Here is a 21,485-nt window from a genome sequence, read left to right as displayed (position 1 = left end):
CGGGACGCGGCCGCGGACGCGTCCGCGGCGCGAGCGTCGACCGCGGCGGCGGCCGGCTCGGCGGGACCGGGGCGGGTGTCGACGAGCCCCGTGGCATCCGGGTGAATCACCGCACCAGCCTACGTCCCGGGGATGCGGCCGGCGCTCAGGCCGCGACGACCTCCACGCCGTGCCAGAACGCGACGTGGTCGGCGATCTCGGCGGCGGCGGGGGAGGGCGTGGGGTAGGTCCAGGCGGCGTTCGGGTTGCGCTTGCCGTCGACCTCGACGTGGAAGTAGTCGGCGGTGCCCTTCCAGTGGCACACGCTGTGGTTCTCGCTCGGCGCGAAGTAGCGCGGGTCGAGCGCCTCGCGCGGGAAGTAATGGTTGCCCTCGACCACGACCGTGGCGTCGGACTCCGCGATCACCGCACCGTTCCAGATGGCCTTCATGGATCTCCTCCTCGCGGGCCTCGCCCGCCTCGTTGATGTCCAGTGATACGGAACGCGGCGGCATCCGGATGCATTCCGATGCATGGACGCATCCAGCGATCTCGCAGGCTGAGCCCCCGGTCCGCCCCCTGGACGGCGCCGTAGAATCGAGGGATGACGCGCGCAGACCTCGGCAAGGACCCTTCAGAGGTGTCGGCGATGTTCGACCGCGTCGCCGCCCGGTACGACCGCACGAACACCGTGCTCTCCGTGGGCAACGCGCCGCTCTGGCGTGTCGCCACCACCCGGGCGGTCGCTCCGAGGCGGGGGGAGCGGGTGCTCGACGTCGCCGCGGGCACGGGCACGTCCAGCGCGAGCCTCGCGAAGTCGGGGGCATCCGTCGTCGCCGCCGACTTCTCGCCCGGCATGATCGAGGTCGGCCGTCGTCGTCAGGCCGGCGTGCCCAACCTCGTCTTCGTCGAGGCGGATGCCACGAAGCTGCCGTTCGGCGACGACGAGTTCGACGCCGTCACGATCTCCTTCGGCCTGCGCAACGTGAACGAGCCGAAGCTCGCGCTCGCCGAGTTCTTCCGCGTCGCCAAGCCCGGTGGGCGACTCGTGATCTGCGAGTTCTCGCACCCGCCGGTCGCCGTCGTGCGCGCCGGATACCACGCCTACCAGCGCTACGTGATGCCGCCGCTCGTGCGAGCGTCGAGCTCGAACGACACCGCCTACGAGTACCTCAACGAGTCGATCAATGCGTGGCCCGACCAGCCCACCCTCGCCGGATGGATCCGCGAGGCCGGCTGGGTCGACGTGCAGTGGCGCAACCTCACCATGGGCGTCGTCGCGCTGCATCGCGCCCGGAAGCCGCTCGCCTGAACGGCGAATCCGCCCCTGCCTGTTCGCCGTCATCGACACGGCTCACAGGAACCGCACCGGTAGGCTGGACAGCGTGAATCCGAGCCATCCGGTCGCACGTCGCGGCTCCGCGCTCGCCGCCAACCTCGGCCTGAGCGAACGCGTCTTCGCGTCATCCGCCGACCGAGCCATGGCCAAGGCGATCGACGCGGGCATCGAGCGGGTCGAGGCCGGCCTGGTGCACGAGGTGAGCTTCGCCGATTCGATCGCGGATGTCTCGACGCGCTACCTGCTCGAAGCCGGGGGCAAGCGCGTGCGACCCATGCTGACGCTGCTCACCGCGCAGCTCGGCGCCGGCATCACCGACGACGTGGTGACCGCGGCCGAGGCCATCGAGATCACGCACCTCGGCTCGCTGTACCACGACGACGTGATGGACGACTCCGAACGCCGCCGGGGTGTGCCGAGCGCGCATGCCGTATGGGGCAACTCCGTCGCCATCCTCACGGGCGACCTGCTCTTCGCCCGCGCCAGCCAGCTCATGGCGAGCCTCGGCGAACGCGCCATCCGCATGCAGGCCGACACGTTCGAGCGCCTGGTGCTCGGCCAACTGCACGAGACGGTCGGCCCGGCCGACGGCGAAGACCCCATCGCGCACTACATCCAGGTGCTCGCCGACAAGACGGGGTCGCTCATCGCGGCCGCCGCGCAGTCGGGCATCATCTTCTCAGGCGCCGATCCGACCTTCGAGAAGCCCATCGTCGAGTTCGGCGAGAAGATCGGCGTGGCGTTCCAGCTCATCGACGACGTCATCGACCTGTCGCCGCAGCCCGAGGAGACCGGCAAGGTGCCCGGCACCGACCTGCGCGCCGGCGTCGTCACGCTGCCGCTGCTGCGGCTCGCCGAGCTGGCACGGGCCGACGCGGCATCCGCCGACCTGCTGGAGCGCATCGAACGCGACGTCATCGTCGTGCCGCAGGCCGGCAACGGCTTCGACCCCCACGACACCAATACGCTGGCGTCGCGCATCGTGCCGTCGAAGGGGACCGTCGACGCGATCGTCGCCGAGCTCCGCGAGCACGAGGCCACCCGCGCTACGCTCGCTGAGGCCCACCGGTGGGCGCACGAGGCCGTTGCGGCGCTCGCGCCGCTGCCCGAGGGCAGCGTGAAGAAGGCGCTCACGCGATTCGCCGAGACGATCGTGGAGCGACAGAGCTGATGGAGAGACCCAGGCACGTGAACAAGCTGCGACTCGCGATCGTCGGGGCGGGCCCCGCGGGCATCTACGCCGCGGACATCCTGCTGAAGGCCGAGCGGAACTTCGATGTCTCGATCGACCTGTTCGATCACCTGCCCGCGCCGTACGGGCTCGTGCGCTACGGCGTCGCTCCCGACCACCCGCGCATCAAGGGGATCATCACGGCCCTGCGCGAGGTGCTCGACCGCGGCGACATCCGCATCTTCGGCAACGTGCGCTTCGGCGAGGACATCACGCTCGACGACCTGAAGAAGCACTACAACGCGGTGATCTTCGCCACCGGCGCCGTGCGCGACGCCTCGCTGAACCTGCCCGGCATCGACCTCGAGGGCTCCTACGGCGCGGCCGAGTTCGTGAGCTGGTTCGACGGGCACCCCGACTTCCCTCGTACCTGGCCCCTCGAGGCCCGCGAGGTCGCGGTCATCGGCAACGGCAACGTGGCGCTCGACGTCTCGCGCATCCTCGCCAAGCACGTCGAAGACCTGATGCCGACCGAGATCCCGGCCAACGTCGCCGCCGGGCTCGCTGCGTCGCCCGTGACCGACGTGCACGTCTTCGGCCGACGTGGCCCCACCTCCGTGAAGTTCACGCCCCTCGAGCTGCGCGAGCTCGGCGAGCTGCGCGACGTCGACATGATCGTCTACGACGAGGACTTCGACTACGACGACGCGGCTCGCGCCGCCGTCGCCGGCAACAAGCAGGTCTTCGTGATCGACAAGGTGCTGAACCAGTGGCGCCAGCGCGAGGTCGGCCAGGCCTCCCGCCGCCTGCACCTGCACTTCTTCGCCAAGCCGCTCGCGATCCTCGACGACGGCACCGGCCGCGTCGGCGGCATCCGCTGGGAGCGCACCGCGCCCGACGGCGCAGGCGGTGTCGTCGGCACCGGCGAGATCCGCGAGCTTCCCGTGCAGGCGGTGTATCGCGCCGTCGGCTACTTCGGTTCGCCGTTGCCCGGCATCCCCTTCGACAAGCGGTTCGGAGTCATCCCGAACCACGAGGGCCAGGTGCTCATCCGCGACAAGGAGTCCGGCGAGCCGCGCCAGATGTACGGCGTCTACGCCACCGGCTGGATCAAGCGCGGCCCCGTCGGCCTCATCGGGCACACCAAGTCCGACGCGATGGAGACGATCAAGCACGTCATCAACGACCTCGGCAACTGGTGGCGGCCCGAGTCGCCCTCCGAGGAGTCGGTGATCGAGCTGCTCGAGTCGCGTGGCATCGAGTGGACCGACCTCGACGGGTGGCACCGCCTCGACGAGCACGAGCAGGCGCTCGGCTCGGCCGAGGGTCGCGTGCGCATCAAGGTCGTGCCCCGCGACGAGATGGTCGGCATCTCGCGCGGCGAGGAGTAGGGCCGGACGCACGGCTCGCCCTCCGGCGCTGTCAAGGCCCTGCCTCGGGTGGGGGTGCCCGCCTAGCGTGGCGGCATGGGGGATTCAGCGGGTGAGGACCAGCAGACCGTCGCCGACGTGATCGTGTCGCGCCTGCGCGACTGGGGGGTCGATCGCATCTTCGGCTACAGCGGCGACGGCATCAACGGGGTCATGGACGCGCTGCGGCGCTCGGATGACGGCCCCGCCTTCGTGCAGGCGCGGCACGAGGAGAACGCGGCGTTCATGGCGACCGCGCACGCGAAGTACACCGGCCGGGTCGGCGTGGTCGCCGCCACGCAGGGGCCTGGCGCGATCCACCTGCTGAACGGCCTTTACGACGCGAAGCTCGACGGGGCGCCCGTCGTCGCCCTCGTCGGCCAGCAGGTGCGGTCGGTGCTGGGCTCCGAGTACCAGCAGGAGGTCAACCTCGAGCGGCTGTTCGCCGACGTCGCCGCGCAGTACGCCACCACCGTCGTCGCGCCCGAGCAGGTGCCCGCCGCGATCGACCAGGCGTTCCGCACCGCCCTCGCGACCCGCACGCCGACCGTCGTCATCGTGCCGCACGACGTGCAGACCTCCCCGGCCGTCGAGCCGAGCGGGGAGCACGGCCACGTCACCACGGCGGCGGAGTACCGGCCGCCGCGCGTGGTCCCGGCATCCGATGACGTGGATGCCGCGGCATCCGTGCTCTCGAGCGGGGCGAAGCCCGTGGTGCTGCTCGGCCAGGGCGCCCGCGCGTGCGCCGACGAGGTGGTGGCGTTCGCCGACCGGATCGGCGCCGCCGTGGTCACGAGCCTGCTCGGCAAGCCCTACGTCGACGAGTCGCTGCCGTTCGTCGCCGGCACCATGGGCCACCTCGGCACCACCGCGAGCGCGCGGGTCATGGCCGAGTGCGACACGCTGCTCATCGTGGGGTCGAGCGATCCGTGGACCGAGTTCTACCCGGCGCCGGGGCAGGCACGGGCGGTGCAGATCGACCTCGACGGCCGGGCGGTCGGGCGGCGGTATCCGATCGAGGTCGGCCTCGTCGGCGACGCCGGCGAGACGGTGAAGATGCTGGCCGAGCGGATGCCACGGGCCGACGTGGATGCGTGGCGCACCCGCGTGCGCGAGCTCGTGTCGGGGTGGCGGCGCATCAGCGAGGCCCGCGCAGAGGTGGCTGCCGACCCGGTGAACCCCGAGTACGCGATCCGGGCCCTGAACACCCACCTGCCCGAGGACGCCCTCGTCGCCCTCGACGTCGGCAGCGTCGTGTACTGGTACGCCCGGCAGCTGCGCGTGCCGCCCGGGGTCGACGTGCACTTCTCGAGCACGCTGGCGAGCATGGGCTGCGGCGTGCCGTACGGCCTGGCCGCCAAGCTCGCGTCGCCGGATCGCCCGGTCGTGGTGCTCGCCGGCGACGGCGGCATGCAGATGGCCGGGATCGCCGAGCTCATCACCGTGGCCGATCGCTGGCCGTCATGGGCGGACCCGCGCTTCGTGGTGCTCGTGCTCGACAACGGCGACCTCGCCGAGGTCAGTTGGGAGCAGCGCGAGGTCGAGGGTGCGCCGCGGTTCGAGACCAGCCAGGCGCTGCCCGGCTTCCCGTTCGCGCGCTACGCCGAGCTGCTCGGCATGCGGGGCATCATCGTCGACACCCCGGACGAGATCGACGACGCCTGGTCGCGGGCGCTCGCCGCGGACCGCCCGACGGTCATCCAGCTCATCAGCGACCGCGACGTGCCGTTGCTGCCGCCGCTGCCGCAGGGTGAGAGCGCACTGAAGGAGATGCGCTCGGCGCTGGAGGCCGAGGGGGCGTCGCACGCGCAGAAGTTGCTCGAGGCGTACGCACGGCTCGAGCAGGGCTGAGCGGACTGGCTCAGGCTTCCGGCGCCCCGCCTAGGACTGCCGTCCGACGGGAGGCTCGCCCACGAACGTGTGCGCCTCGCGGGCGAGCTCCGACCACAGCTCGCGGTCGGCGACCCGCACCCAGTTGCGGCTCGGACCGCCGTGCGTGCCCGTGAAGGGCGTCGCGATGCCGCGCTCGCGCAGGTCGCCCGAACGAGCCTCGGGCAGCTCGACGACCAGGTCGTCGCCGTCGAGGAACGCGAACAGCAGGCCGTGCACGAGCAGCCCGTCGGGGGTGAAGTCCACGTCGTAGTCCTCGTCGACCAGCATCTCGCGCGTCACCGCGTCATACGTGCGCTCGGCCTCAACGCCCATGGTTCCCCCTCGTTCGTCGTGGGTTCCAGCCTGTCAGGCCGGCGGCGCCGTGTCGATGGACAGCGTCTCGTCGGTGGGCGGAGCTGTGCAGGACCGACGAGCGGATGCCGCGGCTGCCGCTACGCTGCACATCATGCCGCTCGCCACCCTCGTCACCGCCGTGGGGGCGTTCGTGGTCGGCGGTGCGCTCGGCTGGTGGCCGCTCGCGGCGTGGACCCGGCGGTCGATGATGGATGAGCGGTCGAGCGAGCGGATGCCGCTGCGCACCGTGCGCATCGCGGCCAGCACGGTCACCGCCGCGACCTTCGCCGCCCTCGCGCTTCGCTTCGGGCTCACGTGGATCCTCCCCGCGCTGCTCGTCTTCGCGGCATCCGCCACCGTGCTGACCCTCGTCGACCTCGCCGAGAAGCGCCTGCCGAACGCGGTGATCTTCCCCACGCTCGCCGCGGTCGCGCTGCTGCTCGTGCCGGCCTCGTGGGCCACGGGTGCGTGGATGTCGCTGCTCTGGGCCGTGATCGGCTCGGCGGCGATGTTCGCGGTCTACTTCCTCCTCGCGCTGATCTCCCCGGCGTCGATGGGCATGGGGGACGTGAAGCTCGCCCTGGTCATCGGCCTGCTGCTCGGATGGTTCGGCCTCACCGCCTGGCTCATCGCGCTGCTCGCCGCGTTCGTGGTCGGCGGAGTCGTGGCGATCGTCGCCCTCCTGCTGCGGCGCGTGACCCTTCGGGGCTCGATCCCGTTCGGCCCGTCGATGCTCGCGGGGGCATTGATCGCCGTGCTCGTCATCGGGTCATAGTCCATTCGGGGTACACGTCCCTACCCCCAGACCGGGGGGTTGAAGCTCCGAACTTGCGCGGAATTCCGGGGATTCCTCGATATTGCTGCGCTGCAAACGCTGACATCCCCCGAAGGGGGGCATGTTCGCCGCGAGAATGCACGGTTACCTTCGATCATCCGCTGGTACCCGCCGGCGGAACCCACCCCCCGGTACCCGCCGGGGAGCACGTCCCGAACCCGAAGGATTCATCATGCTCAAGGCATACTCGCGCGCCGTTGCGCGCATCAACTCGCTCCGTGCTGACGAGGAAGGCGCAACCGCCACCGAGTACGCGCTCATCATCGGCGTCGCCTCGATCGCGATCGTCGGAGCGCTCGCGCTGATCGCACCCGCCGTCACGAACTTCGTGAACACCGACATCGTGAGCCGGCTCTAGTCGGACTGGATTCGTCGTCTCGACCCTCGTTGCGCGCCGACCGCGCCCTCGATGGGCGCGGTCGACGCGCAACGGTCAAGATTGGAGCAACCGATGGCCCGACATCGGTCCGAGAGGGGCGCAGCGGCGGTCGAGTTCGCACTCGTCCTCCCGCTGCTGCTCCTGCTCGTCTTCGCGCTCGTCGATCTCGGATGGGTGTTCAACCAGCAGCTCTCTGTGAGCAACGCCGCTCGCGAGGGAGTGCGGTACTACGCGATCCACAATCGTGACACCAGTCCGAACCCCGTCACGGAAGCGCAAGCCAGGGCAGCCAACCTGGTCTCCACGGCGATCACGTTCACCGTCGTCACGCCGTGCACGACGGCCGCCGATTCGACCGCGACGGTGCTCGTCGAAACTCCGATCACCGACCTGACCGGCTTCGTGCAGGGCCTGGCGGGCGGCAACCAGCTCTCGGCGAGAGGAACGATGCGATGCGGCGGTTGAGAGTACGTCCGCGCGATGAGCGCGGCGCCACGGCCATCACCTTCGCGCTGATCATGGTGCCGCTGCTCGTCACGCTCGCGTTCGTCGGCGATTCCGGCCTGCTGTACTGGGAGAAGGTCGAGCTGCAGAACGGTGCCGACGCCGCCGCGCTGGCGGTGGCACAGGACTGCGCGAAGCGCGGCACCACGTGCACCGCCGGGGCGGGCGGCCTCGCGACCGGCATCGCCGGGTCGAACGCCAACGACGGGCAGTCCGCGGCTGCGATCGCGTCACTGACCGCGAACGCGAGCAGCGGCAACGTCACCGTCGAGGCCTCGTCGCCGAACGGCAATGGGGTCCCTCATCCGTTCGCCTCGCTGTTCCAGCAGCAGGCGGACACCACGGTTCGCGCTCGAGCGAGCGCCGAATGGGGCACGCCCGTCTCGGGGACCACCGAGATCGCCCTCACGATCGCTGAATGCGAGTTCAACGATCTCCCACCCCAGGACGCGAATGCCACGAATCCGACGCGAGCGTGGCTGCTGATCAACAACGGCAGCACGGGTGAACCGTGCGCCAACGGCGCTCCCGGCGGTTTCGGGTGGCTCGACGGCACGAACTGCTCGGCGACCATCAGCATCAATGCGACGGTGGGCGGTGAGGTGGGCGTGCAGCCGAACCCGAACAAGAACGGCTGTTCGTCGAGCATCCTCGCCCAGCGGCTCTGCGAGACCCTCCTCATTCCGCTCTACTCCTCCACCACCGGCTCGGGAGCCAACGCGACATTCAGGATCTCGAGGTTCGCGGCCTTCAAGCTGACCGGCGTCAAGACCGGCGGCGCGGGCTCCGCGCAGTACTGCGGCGGATCTCCGCTGCTGCCGAACGTGCCCAACCAGGGCAACTCGAAGGGCATCCAGGGGTACTTCGTCAAGTACGTCGATCTCGGCGAGGACTTCGTCCTCGGTCAAGGACCCTCGGGCGGCTTGAGCATCGTCCGCCTCATGGGCTGAACGTTCCGAAACCCTACATACGAAACAGGAAACTCATGAAGACCCGAATCATCGGCGCGATCGTCGCGCTCATGCTCGCCGGGCTCGGCGCATTCGTGCTCATCGCCTACGTGCGCGGAGCGGACGCCAGGGCTGCCGACGGCGCCACGACCACCGACGTCTACATCGTCGCGGAGGAGATCCCCGAGGGAACCTCCGGCGACGGGATCGCCGACTTCGTCAAGGTCGACTCCCTTCCACAACGCAATGTCGCACCAGGCGCGGTCACCGACCTCGCGGACCTGGCGGGCCTCGTGAGCGACGCCACCATCCTTCCCGGCGAGCAGCTCCTCGAGGCGCGATTCATCGACCCCCTCGAGCTGGCGGCGCGCGGTGACGTGCCGGTTCCTGCCGGCATGCAGCTCGTCTCGTTCACGCTGCCGGCCGACCGAGTCGTCGGTGGGGCCATCGTCGCGGGCGACCGCATCGGGATGGTCGGAACCGTCCCCGAGCGAAAAGACGCCAACGGGCAGGTCGTGGTCCCTGCCTACACATCGCAGTTCGCCTTCAATGGCGTCCTCGTGACGCGCGTCCAGGGGGTTTCCCTCCGGGACTCCGAAGCCGATCCTGAAGCGACCGAGCAGGATCCGACGGCGGCGATCATGCTTACCATTGCGCTCTCGACCCACGACGTCGAACGCTGGGTGTGGTTCTCCGAGGGCGAGGATGGGCAACACCACTACGCGGACATGTGGCTCACCCTCCAGAACGACGCGACCGACACCGGCGGCTCGTCCCCGGTCGACCTGGGCAACGCGTTCCAGTGACTCCGTTCCTTCTCGTCAGTCGTTCCGCCGAATACGAGTCCCGTCTCCGGTCGCTCCTCGGCGCGCGCCTCGATGTCGTGACCGGTGAGTTCCTGACGTTCGGCGCCTCCTCCGTCGTCGATCGGGTCGATGGAACACCGAGGATCGCGCTGCTCGGGCCCGTCCTCAACTACGAGGAGACCCACGGGCTGGCCGAGGAGCTCACCTCGCGGCATCCCGACGTCGGCCTCATCGTCGTCAGGGAGCAGCGCTCCGACTTGGAGGACTGGGTCGACGAACTCGCCCTGCACGCGGTGCTCAGCCCGGATGCCTCCGACGAGACGACGCTCGAGCTGATCGAGCGCCTGTCGGCATGGCTCGTCCAGCACGGCAAGGCATCGTCGCGCGACTTCGAGCCGCCAGCGGCCGTGGCGGCGCACCTTGCCGATCCCGTTCGGCAGGCAGTCGAGACCCCATTCGATGCGCTGACCGGTGGAGACGTCGTGGCATACGACGAGCTCACCCAGGCGCCACCGGTGCCGACGTGGGACTTCCCGCCGCTCGAAGCCGGCACACGGACCGAGGCGATCGCGGTCGTCGCGCCGAAGGGCGGCCAGGGCAAGACCACCCTGTCGATCAATCTCGCCACGGGGCTCGCCGAGATCGCGCCGAACTCCGTCGTCCTCGTCGACGCCGACCTGCAGTTCGGCGACATCGCCACGGCCCTCTCGCTCGAACCCGACCGCACGATCGTCGACGCCGTCGCGGATGCGGCGGCCGACGAGATCGTCCTGAAGACCTCGCTGACCCACCATGACGCCGGATTCTTCGTGGTCGCCGGGGCCCCGTCGCCCGAACTGGGCGACGCCATCTCGACGGCCGCGCTCGGCCTCCTGATCGAGCGGCTCCGGACATCCTTCCGCTACGTCGTCGTGGACACCACTCCTGGGCTCGGCGAGCACACGCTCGCCACGCTCGAGCACGTGACCGACGCCGTGTTCGTCACCAACATGAGCGTTCCCAGCCTCCGAGCCATGCGAACCGAGTTCGAGTTGCTGACCACGGTGGGCCTGATGCCGAGCAATCGCCACGTGGTCCTCAACCAGAGTGAGCGAGGCAGCGGGCTCACCGTGCGAGACGCGGAGCGGATCCTCGGAGCTCCGGTCGACGTGGAGGTGCCACGCTCGTCGGCGGTGCTGCTCGCGAGCAACCGTGGCATCCCGCTCATCCATGACGACGCCCGCGACCCCGCCGCGAAGGCGATCCGCTCCGTGGTGAAGCGGATCGCTCCCGAGGCCTCCCCGAAGCGACGCAAGATCCAACGAAGGCGAACCGATGAATCTCAATGAACGACTGAACTCGGTTCGGAGCCCGCAGCAGACGGTCGAGCTTCCGCCTCCCGTGGCTCCGCCGACGCATCCCGCCGAGCCGTCCATCCCCGTCGAGGCCGAAGGATCCGCCGAGGCGTTGTTCCAGGCGCCCGCGGCAACGCCGGTGCGTCACGCTCCCGCAGTCGATCCCCTCGCCGGGATGAAGGAGAAGGCGGCCGAGGAGCTCTTCGCGCGGATCGGAACGCGCCTGAACGACTCGACCCTCACCGAGGAGCAGCTCCACCAGATCGCCCGGGCCGAACTCGGCGAGATCGTCGCGGCCGAACAGCTCGCGCTGTCGACCTCGGAGCGCAACCGCCTCATCGACGAGATCGGCGCCGATGTGCTCGGCTATGGCCCGCTCGAGGTGCTCCTCGAGGACACGACCGTCAGCGAGATCATGGTCAACCGATTCGACCAGGTCTACGTCGAACGGAACGGCCGACTGACCGAGACCGCCCATCGCTTCACCGGCGAGCCGCAGCTGCGGCGGGTCATCGAGCGGATCGTCTCGCGGGTGGGACGTCGCATCGACGAGTCGTCGCCCCTGGTGGACGCCCGACTCGACGACGGTTCCCGCGTCAACGCGATCATTCCGCCGCTTGCGGTGAACGGCTCCTCGCTCACGATCCGCAAGTTCGCGGGCACGCCGTACACGAGCGAGGACCTCATCCGCTTCGGCACGCTGACGCGGGAGGCGACCACAGTCCTCGACGCAGCCGTGCGCGCGAAGATGAACATCCTCGTCTCGGGCGGCACCGGCACCGGCAAGACCACGCTCCTCAACGTCCTGTCGGCGTTCATCCCGCGAGACGAGCGGATCATCACGATCGAGGACGCGGTGGAGCTGCAGCTGCAGCAGGATCACGTCGTCCGCCTCGAGTCACGCCCCCCCAACATCGAGGGACGGGGCGAGATCACCATCCGGGAGCTCGTGCGCAACTCGCTCCGCATGCGCCCCGACCGCATCGTCGTCGGCGAGGTCCGAGGCGCGGAGAGCCTCGACATGCTGCAGGCCATGAACACCGGTCATGAGGGCTCGATCTCGACCGTGCACGCCAACTCGCCGCGGGACGCGATCTCGAGGATGGAGACGCTCGTGCTCATGGCTGGCATGGACCTGCCGCTTCGCGCGATCCGCGAGCAGATCGCCTCGGCGATCGACATCATCGTGCAGATCACCCGTCACAAGGACGGCGTGCGTCGAGTCACGCACATCACCGAGGTGCATGGCATGGAGGGTGACATCGTCACCCTGCAGGACGCCTACACGTTCGACCACTCCGCCGGCTACGACTCGGACGGCAGACTGCTCGGTCGGATCGAGCCCACCGGCGTGCGCCCTCGGTTCGCCGAGCGGATCGCCGACCAGGGCATCGACCTGCCGGCGGCATTGTTCCGGCCCGATCTTCGTGCCCTGCTCGGGGAGATCCAATGAGCCCCGTCATCCTCGTGGTGGGCCTCGCCGTCTGCCTGCTCGCGCTGCTCGTCGGCCTGTTCTTCGTGATCGCGCCGCCGCCCCCGAGGGTGGCTCGGGATCGAAGGCTCCCTCCGGGGGTGGAGCAGGTCTCGCTCCTCGGGCGGGTCACGGCACAGGCCACGGCCGTGGTCGATACCGCGACCTCACGTCGGCGCGGACGGATCTTCGGCGAGGCGGCGCTCGAGCTGGCGGGGGTCTCATCCCCGCCGTCGCAGTTCCTGATCGTGGTCGCCTCGTTCGCGAGCGTGCTCGGCCTGCTCGGCGTGGTGCTCGGCCTGGCGAACGGCACCTCGATCCCGCTCGGCCTGTTCTTCGCCATCCTGACCCCGATCGGCGCGAAGGTGATGCTCAACGTCCGGACCTCGCGGCGTCGTGCGAAGTTCGCCGATCAGATCGACGACGCGGTGCAGCTCATCGCCGGGTCGCTGCGCGCGGGCCACGGGCTCTCCACGGCGATCGCGTCAGTGGCCAATGAAGCCGATTCGCCGATGAGCGAGGAGCTCGCTCGAGCCGTGAATGAGTCGCGCCTGGGACGATCCCTCCCCGAGGCGCTCTCGGTCGTCGCCGATCGCATGCAGAGCAAGGACTTCGATTGGGTCGCCCAGGCCATCGGCATCAACGCCGAGACCGGCGGCAACCTCGCGGAAGTGCTCGACCAGGTCGGCAAGACGATCCGCGAACGCAACCAGGTGCGTCGACAGGTGAGATCCCTCAGCGCCGAGGGGCGGCTCTCCGGCACGATCCTCATCGTGCTGCCGATCGCGCTCTTCCTCTTCTTCGCGCTGATCCAACCCACCTACACCGCCGCGTTCTTCGGCAACATCTTCGGCATCCTCGCCCTGGTCGTCGCCGCCATCCTGATGATCATCGGCTCGATCTGGATCGCGGTCGTCGTGAGAGTGAAGTTCTGAGATGGACAGCCTGCCACTCACCATCGTCGGGGTCGCCGTGGCGACCGCCGCAGCGATCGGCGTCTTCATCTTCTTCTTGTTCCCGGGTCGGCGCCCGGCCACCGAATCGACTCCGGAGGCCGACTCCGGTGCGCAGCCGGCGCTCGCCGTCGTTCAGCCGCGCACGTCGATCTCGGGCTCCCTGATCGCCGCAGCGCCCAAGGGCTATGTCGGATGGATCGACAAGCAGATCGTGCTCGCGGGCCGGCCCCCCGGATGGTCGGTTCCGGGTGTGATCACCTGGAAGCTGATCCTCGCGATCACCGGCACGCTCTTCGGATTCCTCTTCGTCTCGGTGAGCGGCTCGGAGCCGTTCAAGGTCGTCCTCGCCGTCGCGGCGACCGTGATGCTCTTCTTCCTCCCCGACGTGATGATCAACAGCCGGGCGCATGATCGGCAGCAGGCCATCATGATCGCGCTGCCCGACACGCTCGACCAGATGACCATCGCCGTCGAGGCCGGCCTCGGCTTCGACTCCGCGATGGCGAAGGCCGCACGTGGCGGCGAGGGCCCGCTGACGGAGGAGCTCATCCGCGTACTCCAGGACATGAGCATCGGCCGGACGCGTCGTGAATCCTTCCTCGCGCTCGAGAGTCGAACGAACTCGGAGGACCTTCGGCGCTTCGTGCGTGCCATCATCCAGGCCGACGCGTACGGTGTGGCCATCGGCGACGTCCTTCGCGTGCAGGCCGGCGAGATGCGGACGAAGCGACGTCAGCGCGCCGAGGAAGCCGCACAGAAGATCACCGTCAAGATCCTGTTCCCCCTCATCTTCTGCCTGCTGCCGGTGATGTTCATCGTGATCCTCACACCTGCCGTCCTCGGCATCGTGGACACCTTCTCCAAGTAGCGACTCCCGCAGGGTGACCCCGGCACTCGAACGGCCGCCTCGATAGGCTCGACCCAGGACGCCTGGGGGGAGGTGCCGTGGCCGAGGGGGAGCGCGACGAGCAGTGGGGGCCCGACGTGCTCGGCGAGGGGTTCGAGCAGCTCGAGCTTCCGCTGGGGAGCGACGACGAAGGGGAAATCGTCGCGACGCTCGTGCGGCATCGCCCGCGGGCGGCGGGTCGGTTCACCTGGCCGTGGGAACAACGGCGCGGGGCGGCATCCGGCGCCGACGTGCTCTACGTGCACGGGTGGAGCGACTACTTCTTCAACCCCGAGCTCGCGCGGTTCTGGTCGGCCGCGGGCGCGCGGTTCTTCGCGCTCGACCTGCGCAAGTACGGGCGCAGCCTGCGGCCGTGGCAGACGCCGGGCTACATCACCAACCTCGCCGACTACGACGCCGACCTCGAGGCGGCGCTCACCGCGATGGGGCACGGCGCGACGAGGCACGGCGCGACGGGGCACGGCGCGACGGATGACGCGGGCGGGGCGGCATCCGCTCGGCCCCTGATCCTGCTCGGCCATTCGACCGGCGGGCTCACGCTGAGCCTCTGGGCGGCCCGCAACCCCGGACGCGCCGCCGCGCTCGTGCTCAACAGCCCGTGGCTGGAGTTCCAGCTCAGCAGGGTCGGCCGCGAGGCGCTCGCGCCGGTGATCACGTTCGGTGCGCGCATACGCCCGACCGGCCCGCTGCCCAACGTCGACCTCGGCTTCTACACGCGGTCGGTGTCGAAGGAGCAGGGCGGCGAATGGGAGTACTCGCACGAGTGGCGCCCCGACCGCGGGTTCACCACGCATCCGGCCTGGCTCACGGCGATCCTCTCCGGCCATGCGACGGTCGCCGCGGGCATCGACGTCGGCGCGCCGGTGCTCACGATCCTGTCGGCGCGGTCGACGATCCAGCCGCAGTGGACCGAGGCCATGCGCTCGAGCGACATCGTGCTCGTCGTCGACGAGATCGCCGAGCGCGCCGTGCGGCTCGGGCCGAACGTCACGGTCGCGCGCATCGACGGGGCGATGCACGACGTGTTCCTGTCGCGCGAGCCGGCTCGGGCGGCGGCGTACGCGTCGATCACGCGGTGGCTGCGGGGATACGAGCCCGGGCGCTGAGCGGCGTGAGCGAGCGGATGCCGCGGCGCCACGCCGATGCCGCTGGCGGATGCCGCGCGCTATGCCCGTGCCGCGAACGGCCCCTTCAGCGCTGCCCACTGGAGCAGCATGATCGTCTTCGCGTCGATCAGGTCGTGGCCGATGCGGTCGAGGGCGTCGTCGAAGTCGAGCTCGAGCACCTCGATGTCCTCGCCCTCTTCGACGAGGCCGGCGCGTGAGCCGTGCGCGACGGAGCCGCGCACGTAGGGCGCCGCGAAGAAGTGCAGCCGCTCGGTCACCGAGCCGGGGCTCATGTAGACCTCGAACACCCGCTCGACGTCGCCGACGACGACGCCGGTCTCCTCCTCGGCCTCGCGGCGGATCGCGACCTCGGCCGCGTCCTCGTCGAGCAGGCCGCCGACCACCTCGGTGAGCATGCCGTCGGGGTGCTCGTTGACGTAGGCGGGGTAGCGGAACTGCCGGGTGAGCAGCACCGTGCGGGCGGCCACGTCGTAGAGCAGGATGCAGGCGCCGTCGCCCCGGTCGTACGTCTCACGCTCCTCGGTGGTCCACCGGCCGTCGGCGTGCTGGTAGTCGAACGACGTGACGCGCGTCACGTACCAGTTCGAGGTGAGCACCCGCACGTCGCGCACGCGCACGCGCGGGTTGCCGTCGAGGTCGCGGCCCACCCGGTCGAGGCCGATGCGGCCGCGGCGGTCGGGCACGTCGACGCCCGCCTGCGGCATCCGCTCGCCGTCGGCCGCCGGCGCACCGGAATCCGCGCCGGCGTCAGCCGCAGGCATCCGCTTGCCGTCGCTCACTCGCGGGCGCTCAGCGGAAGTTCGTGAACTGGAGAGCGACGTCGAGGTCTTTTCCCTTGAGCAGCGCCATGGTGGCCTGCAGGTCGTCGCGGCTCTTGGAGGAGACGCGCAGCTCGTCGCCCTGGATCTGGCTCTTCACCGTCTTGGGCGCCTCATCCCGGATGATCTTCGAGATCTTCTTCGCGTTCTCGCTGTCGATGCCGTTCTTCAGGCCGATCTCGATGCGGAACTCCTTGCCCGATGGGTAGGGCTCGCCCTCGTCGAGCGAGCGCAGCGTGATGCCGCGCTTGATGAACTTCGACTCGACGACCTCGAGCACCGCCTTCACGCGCTCCTCGGTCTGCGCCTTGAGCAGCACCTTCTCGCCGCTCCACTCGACCGAGGCGCCGACGTTCTTGAAGTCGTAGCGCTGCTCGACCTCTTTGCGCGCCTGGTTGACGGCGTTCTCGGCCTCCATCTTGTCGACCTTGCTGACGATGTCGAACGTTGAATCTGCCATGCGCGCCAGTCTATCGAGGGCCGGATGCCGCGTGCGGATGCCCCGGGCGGGCGTTCCGCTGCATCCGTTGCCGCATCGAACTACCCGCGGAGCCAGGCCGTGGTTGCGCTCGGGAGCCGCCCGTCTTCGAGCGGCGCGCTCGTGACGAGCACTTCGCCCTCTGGCAGGTCGACGGATGACGCGCCGAAGTTCGTGATCGACTGCCAGCCGCCGGGACGCTCGAACCAGAGCACGTCGTCGGCGCCCGACGGGTGCCGTCGCCACGTGAGCTCCTCGGCGCCCTGCAGCTCGCGGCGCAGCGCCAGCGCACGGCGATAGAGGTGCAGCGTCGAGTCGGGGTCGGCGCCCTCGGCCTCCACCGAGAACGCGCCGAACCACGACGGCTGCGGCAGGTGCGCGCCGTCGGCGCCGAACCCGAACGACGAGCCCGCCGTCGTCCAGGGCAGCGGCACGCGGCATCCGTCGCGCCCGACCTCGACGCCCGGGCTGCGGAAGAACGTGGGGTCCTGCCGCTCGGCATCGGGGATGTCGGCGACCTCGGGAAGGCCGAGCTCCTCGCCCTGGTAGAGGTAGGCGCTGCCGGGCAGGGCGAGCATGAGCAGGGTGGCGGCGCGGGCGCGGCGCAGGCCGAGCGCCGCATCGAGTTCGGAGGCCGGCCCGCCGTGCAGCAGCCAGCGCTTGCCGACCTCGCCCTCTTGGCCCGGGTCGTCGGCGAGTCCGTAGCGAGTGGCGTGGCGCACCACGTCGTGGTTCGAGAACACCCACGTGTTCGACGACCCCGTGACGGCGACCGACTGGATGTTGTGGTCGACGATGGCGCGGAACTCGTCGGCGTCGAAGTTCGCGCGCAGCAGGTCGAAGTTGAACGCCTGCCCGAGGCTCGTCGGAAGCGCGTAGCGGTAGCGGCGACTGGGCTCGACCCACGCCTCGGCCACGGCGATGCGGGGCGGGTCGTACTCGTCGAACACCGCGCGCCACTCGGCGTAGATCTCGTCGAGCTCCTCGCGGTCCCACAGGGGGTGCGAGCCGTCGGTGACGAGCTTCATCTCCTCGAGCTCGTCGTGCGAGCGCAGCGGATAGGTGAGGTCCTTCGCGAGTGCGTGCGCCACGTCGACGCGGAACCCGTCGACGCCCCGGTCGGCCCAGAACCGCAGGGTCGTGAGGAAGTCGTCGCGCACCTCGCGGTTCGCCCAGTTCAGGTCGGGCTGCTCGGGTGCGAAGAGGTGCAGGTAGAACTGACCGTCGCCCGCCGGCTCCCACGCCGACCCGCCGAACATCGACTTCCAGTCGCTCGGCGGCTCGGTGCCGTCGGGCCCGGCGCCGTCGTGGAAGAGGTAGCGGTCGCGGGCGGCCGAGCCCTTCGGCGAAGCCAGTGCCTCCTGGAACCACCGATGCCGGTTCGACGAGTGGTTCGGCACGATGTCGACGATGAGGCGGATGCCGCTGGCGTGCAGTGCCGCGACCATCTCGTCGAAGTCGGCGAGGGTGCCGAGCTTCGGGTCGACGTCGCGGTAGTCGTCGACGTCGTAGCCGCCGTCGGCGAGGGCCGACGGATAGAACGGCGACAGCCACACCGCGTCGACCCCGAGCTCGGCGAGGTACGGGATGCGGCTCGTGATGCCCGGCAGGTCGCCGATGCCGTCGCCGTTCGCGTCCGCGAAGCTGCGCGGGTAGATCTGGTACACGGCGGCCTGGCGCCACCAGTTCGGGTCCTTCGCGAGGATCGCGGCGTTCTCCTGGGCGAGGGTCGTCGGTCGGGTGTCGGTCATCTTCGGGTGCGTCCTTTCCGGTCGGATGCCTCGGCGGCACGATACGCCGATCGCGCGCTCGAGGCATCCGTTGCCCGGTTTCGCTCGTCATCGCCGGTTACATGGGACCGGCCATGGGGGTTACCGCAGGGATCAGCGTTCGGGCGGCCGGGCCGTCGAGGAGCGGACGCGCAGCTCGTAGGGGAGGGGCGTCGCGGCCGGCGCCGCGGCATCCGCGTCGGGCTCGAGTTGTTCCATCAGGATCTCGACCGCCTTCTCGCCCTGCAGGCGCGGGAACTGCGCGACCGTCGAGAGGCCGAAGAAGTCGGCGAGGTCGTGGTCGTCGATGCCGACGATCGACACGTCGCGCGGCACGGACAGCCCGAGGTCGCGGGCCGCGAGGATCGACCCGATGGCCATCTCGTCGGATGCCGCGAAGATCGCAGTGGGGCGATCGCGCGGTACGCCCAGCAGCTGCTTCGCCGCGTGGTACCCGCCCTTGATGGTGAAGTCGGCCGGCGCGAACAGGCGCGGGTCGAGCTCGATGCCCGCGTCGCGGAGCGCGCCCTCGTAGCCGATGCGGCGGTTGGTGGGCAGGTGGAAGTCGAGGTCGAACTCGAGGTCGCCGCCGATGTGGGCGATGCGGGAGTGCCCGAGCGCGATGAGGTGCTCGGTCGCGAGCCGGGCGACCGCTGCGTCGTCGATGGTGAGGGTGCGCACCCCGGGGATCGGTCCGCCGACGCCGACGAGCGGCTTGCCGAGTTCGTGCAGGCGGGCCACCTCGGGCTCGGTGAGCTCGAGCGAGACCGCGATCACGGCGTCGACCCGCTGGCGCAGCAGGAAGTGCTCGAACACGCTCGCGCGCTCTCGGCCGTCGCCCGAGAGGTTGTAGAGGGTGAGGTCGTAGCCGCTGCGCAGCAGCTCCTGCTGCGCGCCCTCGAGCACCGACGAGAAGAACCAGCGGTTGAGGAACGGGATCACGACGCCGATGTTGCGGGTGCGCCCCGAGGCGAGGCTCGACGCGTTCGACGAGACGACATAGCCCAGGCGCGCGGCGGCCTCGACGACCTTGGCCTTCGAGGCGGGTGAGACGTGTCCGCGGCCGCTGAGCGCACGCGACACCGTCGCAGTGGAGACCCCCGCGAGCTTCGCGACCTCTTCGATGCCGGCCATGGCTTCCAATCCCGGCGATGCCGAGTCCTCCCGGCCAGGCCGATCAGAGGAATCCTACCGTTCGGACACGCCGCGCCGGGCGGAGGTCTCCCGCAGACCGCCGTCGTGCGATAGACAAGACCCTGTCTTTGTCTTGGGTCGGCCCACCGGGGGGCGGCTTGCCCACTGTGCTCGCCGAAGGGAACGCACGCGTGAAGTGGGTCAAGCGAATCGTGATCGCGCTCGTCGTGGTCTTCGCCTTCTTCTACATGATCACCAGGCCCGAGGATGCCGCGAACGCCGTCGAGGGTGCCGTCGGCGCCGTCTGGAACGGCGTCGAGTCGGTCGGCCGCTTCTTCACCTCCCTCGCGACATGACCCGATGAGCGTGATCCCGTGAGCGTGCTCTTCCTCGACCCGCGCGTCGAGCGGTACCTCATCGCCGACGAGGGCGAGGTGATCGTCGACGAGGTGACCAAGCACTGGGCGGCGATCTTCGGCCCGATCCTCGAGCTGCTCGCGATCATCCCGGTGATGGCGCTGCTGCTGTGGCTCCCGGCGGGCGGCTACTGGTTGCCGTTGCTCGGCGGCCTCGCGCTGCTGCTGCACGCGCTGTGGCGCATCATCGGCGCGCGCATGGACCGGTTCGTCGTCACGAACATGCGCGTGTTCCGCGTGCACGGCATCCTCTCGCAGCACGTGGCCACCATGCCGATCTCGCGCATCCTCGACATCTCGGTGCACACGCCCATCATCGGCCGCATCTTCAACTACGGGCACTTCGTGTTCGAGTCGGCCGCCCAGGAACAGGGGCTGCGCGAGATCCGGTTCGTCGGGTCGCCGACGCAGCGCGGGCTCACGATCCAGCGCGTCATCCAGCGGTCCGGCCTGCGCGGCGGAGGCGGACGACCGTTGGCTCGGCCCGTGGACCAGCCGATCGCATCGGGCGACCAGCGCTCCGAGCCGTACCGTGATCCATACCGCGATCCGTACGTCGATCCATACGCTGATCCGTACCCCGATCCGCAGGACGTGACCTCGACGCCGACGGCGCCGATCGACCTGCCGTGGTGGCGGTCCGAGGGCTGATCGGCCGGACGCCGGCGCCGATTTCACGACACGCCACCTCGCGGGTATCCTTGACAGGCCCCCGGTTGTGTGCAGAACGCGGTCGGGTGCGAATGGCGAGTTACCCAAGCGGCCAAAGGGATCTGACTGTAAATCAGCTGTCTACGACTTCGGGGGTTCGAATCCCTCACTCGCCACAGTGAAGGCCCCGGTGATCCGGGGCTTTCGTCGTTTCCGGGGGCGGCTCAGGCGACGGATGCCGCGGGCCGCGGTCGTGCGTCGATGCCCTCGTCGAACGGGGTCACGCCCGCGACCACGCCCGTGCGGGTGACGTAGCGTGAGGCGCATGAGCCAGCACGACGCATCCGGAGCCAACGCCGCCCTGCTCGACCTCGCCCGCGACATCGCCGTACGGGCCGCGGAGTTCGCGCTCACCGCCCGCAGGGCCGGCGTCAGCGTCGCGGCGACGAAGTCCACCCCGACCGACATCGTGACCGCGGTCGACCGTGACACCGAGTCGCTCATCCGCTCGCTTATCCTCGACGCGCGGCCCGACGACGGCATCGTCGGCGAGGAGGACGCCACCCATGTCGGCACGAGCGGGCTCGACTGGGTCGTCGACCCGATCGACGGCACGGTCAACTTCCTCTACGGCATCCCGGCCTGGGCGGTGAGCATCGCCGTCGTCGAGGGCGCCGCCGGCAGCGACGTCAGCGGCACCACGCTCGCGGGCGTCGTGGTGAACCCCGTCTCGGGCGAGACGTTCGAGGCCACTGCCGGCGGGGGAGCGCGCCTCGCCGGACGCGACCTCGCCGTCAACGCCGGTGTGGCGCTGCCCTCCGCCCTC

The 21,485-nt window shown here is 69.9% G+C and carries 23 protein-coding genes and 1 tRNA gene; 18 read left to right on the top strand and 6 right to left on the bottom strand.

Annotation, left to right across the window (positions count from 1 at the left end):
* Positions 1-145: 145 nt before the first annotated feature.
* Positions 146-430 (bottom strand): DUF427 domain-containing protein, encoded by a 285-nt coding sequence (locus GH736_RS04810; protein ID WP_159600779.1) that lies wholly within the window; start codon positions 428-430, stop codon positions 146-148.
* Between the two features lie 153 nt (positions 431-583).
* Between GH736_RS04810 and GH736_RS04805 the strand changes: the two genes are divergently transcribed.
* The 4 genes from GH736_RS04805 (at position 584) to GH736_RS04790 (ending at position 5,749) form a co-directional block, all read left to right on the top strand.
* Complete coding sequence (locus GH736_RS04805) at positions 584-1,291, top strand: class I SAM-dependent methyltransferase (RefSeq protein ID WP_159600777.1); 708 nt, start codon at positions 584-586, stop codon at positions 1,289-1,291.
* A gap of 73 nt (positions 1,292-1,364) precedes the next feature.
* Positions 1,365-2,489, top strand: a complete 1,125-nt coding sequence (locus GH736_RS04800) for a polyprenyl synthetase family protein (protein WP_203230648.1) — start codon at positions 1,365-1,367, stop codon at positions 2,487-2,489.
* 17 nt (positions 2,490-2,506) lie between these two features.
* A complete protein-coding gene (locus GH736_RS04795; RefSeq protein WP_159600783.1) occupies positions 2,507-3,880 on the top strand; it encodes an FAD-dependent oxidoreductase in 1,374 nt (457 codons plus the stop codon).
* 75 nt (positions 3,881-3,955) lie between these two features.
* Complete coding sequence (locus GH736_RS04790) at positions 3,956-5,749, top strand: thiamine pyrophosphate-requiring protein (RefSeq protein ID WP_159600773.1); 1,794 nt, start codon at positions 3,956-3,958, stop codon at positions 5,747-5,749.
* A 30-nt stretch (positions 5,750-5,779) separates the two neighbouring features.
* On the opposite strand, the gene GH736_RS04785 is transcribed toward GH736_RS04790, so the two are convergent.
* Positions 5,780-6,103: a hypothetical protein gene (locus GH736_RS04785; RefSeq protein WP_159600771.1), complete on the bottom strand. Its 324-nt coding sequence runs from the start codon at positions 6,101-6,103 to the stop codon at positions 5,780-5,782.
* A 133-nt stretch (positions 6,104-6,236) separates the two neighbouring features.
* Between GH736_RS04785 and GH736_RS04780 the strand changes: the two genes are divergently transcribed.
* The 10 genes from GH736_RS04780 (at position 6,237) to GH736_RS04735 (ending at position 15,372) form a co-directional block, all read left to right on the top strand.
* Positions 6,237-6,899 carry a prepilin peptidase gene (locus tag GH736_RS04780; RefSeq protein ID WP_159600769.1) on the top strand — a complete coding sequence of 221 codons (663 nt, stop codon included), beginning with the start codon at positions 6,237-6,239 and terminating at the stop codon, positions 6,897-6,899.
* A 232-nt stretch (positions 6,900-7,131) separates the two neighbouring features.
* Positions 7,132-7,317, top strand: a complete 186-nt coding sequence (locus GH736_RS04775) for a Flp family type IVb pilin (RefSeq protein ID WP_159600767.1) — start codon at positions 7,132-7,134, stop codon at positions 7,315-7,317.
* A 93-nt stretch (positions 7,318-7,410) separates the two neighbouring features.
* Entirely contained in the window at positions 7,411-7,803 is a 393-nt protein-coding gene (locus tag GH736_RS04770) for a TadE/TadG family type IV pilus assembly protein (protein WP_159600765.1), read from the top strand.
* On the top strand, positions 7,800-8,792 hold the full coding sequence (locus tag GH736_RS04765; protein WP_159600763.1) for a pilus assembly protein TadG-related protein: 993 nt from the start codon (positions 7,800-7,802) through the stop codon (positions 8,790-8,792). Before GH736_RS04770 ends, GH736_RS04765 begins: the two co-directional genes overlap by 4 nt.
* Before the next feature lie 35 nt (positions 8,793-8,827).
* On the top strand, positions 8,828-9,598 hold the full coding sequence (gene cpaB / locus GH736_RS04760; RefSeq protein ID WP_159600761.1) for a Flp pilus assembly protein CpaB: 771 nt from the start codon (positions 8,828-8,830) through the stop codon (positions 9,596-9,598).
* Positions 9,595-10,926 carry an AAA family ATPase gene (locus tag GH736_RS04755; protein WP_159600759.1) on the top strand — a complete coding sequence of 444 codons (1,332 nt, stop codon included), beginning with the start codon at positions 9,595-9,597 and terminating at the stop codon, positions 10,924-10,926. Before cpaB ends, GH736_RS04755 begins: the two co-directional genes overlap by 4 nt.
* Positions 10,913-12,385, top strand: coding sequence for a CpaF family protein (locus GH736_RS04750; protein ID WP_159600757.1), 1,473 nt, complete (start codon positions 10,913-10,915; stop codon positions 12,383-12,385). Before GH736_RS04755 ends, GH736_RS04750 begins: the two co-directional genes overlap by 14 nt.
* Positions 12,382-13,338 (top strand): type II secretion system F family protein, encoded by a 957-nt coding sequence (locus GH736_RS04745; protein WP_159600755.1) that lies wholly within the window; start codon positions 12,382-12,384, stop codon positions 13,336-13,338. Before GH736_RS04750 ends, GH736_RS04745 begins: the two co-directional genes overlap by 4 nt.
* 1 nt (position 13,339) lies before the next feature.
* The gene (locus tag GH736_RS04740) at positions 13,340-14,227 is read left to right on the top strand and encodes a type II secretion system F family protein (RefSeq protein WP_159600753.1); all 888 of its coding nucleotides are present in this window, start codon (positions 13,340-13,342) and stop codon (positions 14,225-14,227) included.
* Between the two features lie 77 nt (positions 14,228-14,304).
* Positions 14,305-15,372 carry an alpha/beta hydrolase gene (locus tag GH736_RS04735; RefSeq protein ID WP_159600751.1) on the top strand — a complete coding sequence of 356 codons (1,068 nt, stop codon included), beginning with the start codon at positions 14,305-14,307 and terminating at the stop codon, positions 15,370-15,372.
* Between the two features lie 59 nt (positions 15,373-15,431).
* Here the strand turns inward: GH736_RS04735 and GH736_RS04730 are convergent, their stop codons facing one another.
* From GH736_RS04730 to GH736_RS04715, 4 genes are all read right to left on the bottom strand, one after another.
* Complete coding sequence (locus GH736_RS04730) at positions 15,432-16,172, bottom strand: NUDIX domain-containing protein (RefSeq protein WP_328596793.1); 741 nt, start codon at positions 16,170-16,172, stop codon at positions 15,432-15,434.
* 10 nt (positions 16,173-16,182) lie between these two features.
* Positions 16,183-16,671 carry a YajQ family cyclic di-GMP-binding protein gene (locus GH736_RS04725; RefSeq protein ID WP_159600749.1) on the bottom strand — a complete coding sequence of 163 codons (489 nt, stop codon included), beginning with the start codon at positions 16,669-16,671 and terminating at the stop codon, positions 16,183-16,185.
* An 80-nt stretch (positions 16,672-16,751) separates the two neighbouring features.
* Positions 16,752-18,440 (bottom strand): glycoside hydrolase family 13 protein, encoded by a 1,689-nt coding sequence (locus GH736_RS04720; protein WP_159600747.1) that lies wholly within the window; start codon positions 18,438-18,440, stop codon positions 16,752-16,754.
* A 132-nt stretch (positions 18,441-18,572) separates the two neighbouring features.
* Positions 18,573-19,592, bottom strand: a complete 1,020-nt coding sequence (locus tag GH736_RS04715) for a LacI family DNA-binding transcriptional regulator (RefSeq protein ID WP_159600745.1) — start codon at positions 19,590-19,592, stop codon at positions 18,573-18,575.
* A 191-nt stretch (positions 19,593-19,783) separates the two neighbouring features.
* Between GH736_RS04715 and GH736_RS04710 the strand changes: the two genes are divergently transcribed.
* From GH736_RS04710 to GH736_RS04695, 4 genes are all read left to right on the top strand, one after another.
* A complete protein-coding gene (locus tag GH736_RS04710; RefSeq protein WP_159600743.1) occupies positions 19,784-19,948 on the top strand; it encodes a hypothetical protein in 165 nt (54 codons plus the stop codon).
* Positions 19,949-19,966: 18 nt separating this feature from the next.
* On the top strand, positions 19,967-20,659 hold the full coding sequence (locus GH736_RS04705; protein ID WP_159600741.1) for a PH domain-containing protein: 693 nt from the start codon (positions 19,967-19,969) through the stop codon (positions 20,657-20,659).
* Between the two features lie 94 nt (positions 20,660-20,753).
* A tRNA-Tyr gene (locus GH736_RS04700) sits at positions 20,754-20,835 on the top strand.
* Between the two features lie 149 nt (positions 20,836-20,984).
* Positions 20,985-21,485: inositol monophosphatase family protein (locus GH736_RS04695; RefSeq protein WP_328596792.1), on the top strand; the 501-nt coding region annotated here is incomplete at its 3' end.

This window comes from Agromyces humi (assembly GCF_009720255.1).
GTDB classification, from domain to species: domain Bacteria; phylum Actinomycetota; class Actinomycetes; order Actinomycetales; family Microbacteriaceae; genus Agromyces; species Agromyces humi.
This window is presented reverse-complemented; position numbering and strand designations above follow the sequence as displayed.

What these genes read in the sequence shown, in the direction of transcription:
- cpaB (WP_159600761.1), top strand. Translation starts at nt 8,828, where the DNA reads ATGAAGACCCGAATCATCGGCGCGATCGTCGCGCTCATGCTCGCCGGG.
- GH736_RS04745 (WP_159600755.1), top strand. Translation starts at nt 12,382, where the DNA reads ATGAGCCCCGTCATCCTCGTGGTGGGCCTCGCCGTCTGCCTGCTCGCG.
- GH736_RS04725 (WP_159600749.1), bottom strand. Translation starts at nt 16,671, where the DNA reads ATGGCAGATTCAACGTTCGACATCGTCAGCAAGGTCGACAAGATGGAG.
- GH736_RS04790 (WP_159600773.1), top strand. Translation starts at nt 3,956, where the DNA reads ATGGGGGATTCAGCGGGTGAGGACCAGCAGACCGTCGCCGACGTGATC.
- GH736_RS04750 (WP_159600757.1), top strand. Translation starts at nt 10,913, where the DNA reads ATGAATCTCAATGAACGACTGAACTCGGTTCGGAGCCCGCAGCAGACG.
- GH736_RS04785 (WP_159600771.1), bottom strand. Translation starts at nt 6,103, where the DNA reads ATGGGCGTTGAGGCCGAGCGCACGTATGACGCGGTGACGCGCGAGATG.
- GH736_RS04740 (WP_159600753.1), top strand. Translation starts at nt 13,340, where the DNA reads ATGGACAGCCTGCCACTCACCATCGTCGGGGTCGCCGTGGCGACCGCC.
- GH736_RS04810 (WP_159600779.1), bottom strand. Translation starts at nt 430, where the DNA reads ATGAAGGCCATCTGGAACGGTGCGGTGATCGCGGAGTCCGACGCCACG.
- GH736_RS04720 (WP_159600747.1), bottom strand. Translation starts at nt 18,440, where the DNA reads ATGACCGACACCCGACCGACGACCCTCGCCCAGGAGAACGCCGCGATC.
- GH736_RS04770 (WP_159600765.1), top strand. Translation starts at nt 7,411, where the DNA reads ATGGCCCGACATCGGTCCGAGAGGGGCGCAGCGGCGGTCGAGTTCGCA.
- GH736_RS04775 (WP_159600767.1), top strand. Translation starts at nt 7,132, where the DNA reads ATGCTCAAGGCATACTCGCGCGCCGTTGCGCGCATCAACTCGCTCCGT.
- GH736_RS04805 (WP_159600777.1), top strand. Translation starts at nt 584, where the DNA reads ATGACGCGCGCAGACCTCGGCAAGGACCCTTCAGAGGTGTCGGCGATG.
- GH736_RS04780 (WP_159600769.1), top strand. Translation starts at nt 6,237, where the DNA reads ATGCCGCTCGCCACCCTCGTCACCGCCGTGGGGGCGTTCGTGGTCGGC.
- GH736_RS04715 (WP_159600745.1), bottom strand. Translation starts at nt 19,592, where the DNA reads ATGGCCGGCATCGAAGAGGTCGCGAAGCTCGCGGGGGTCTCCACTGCG.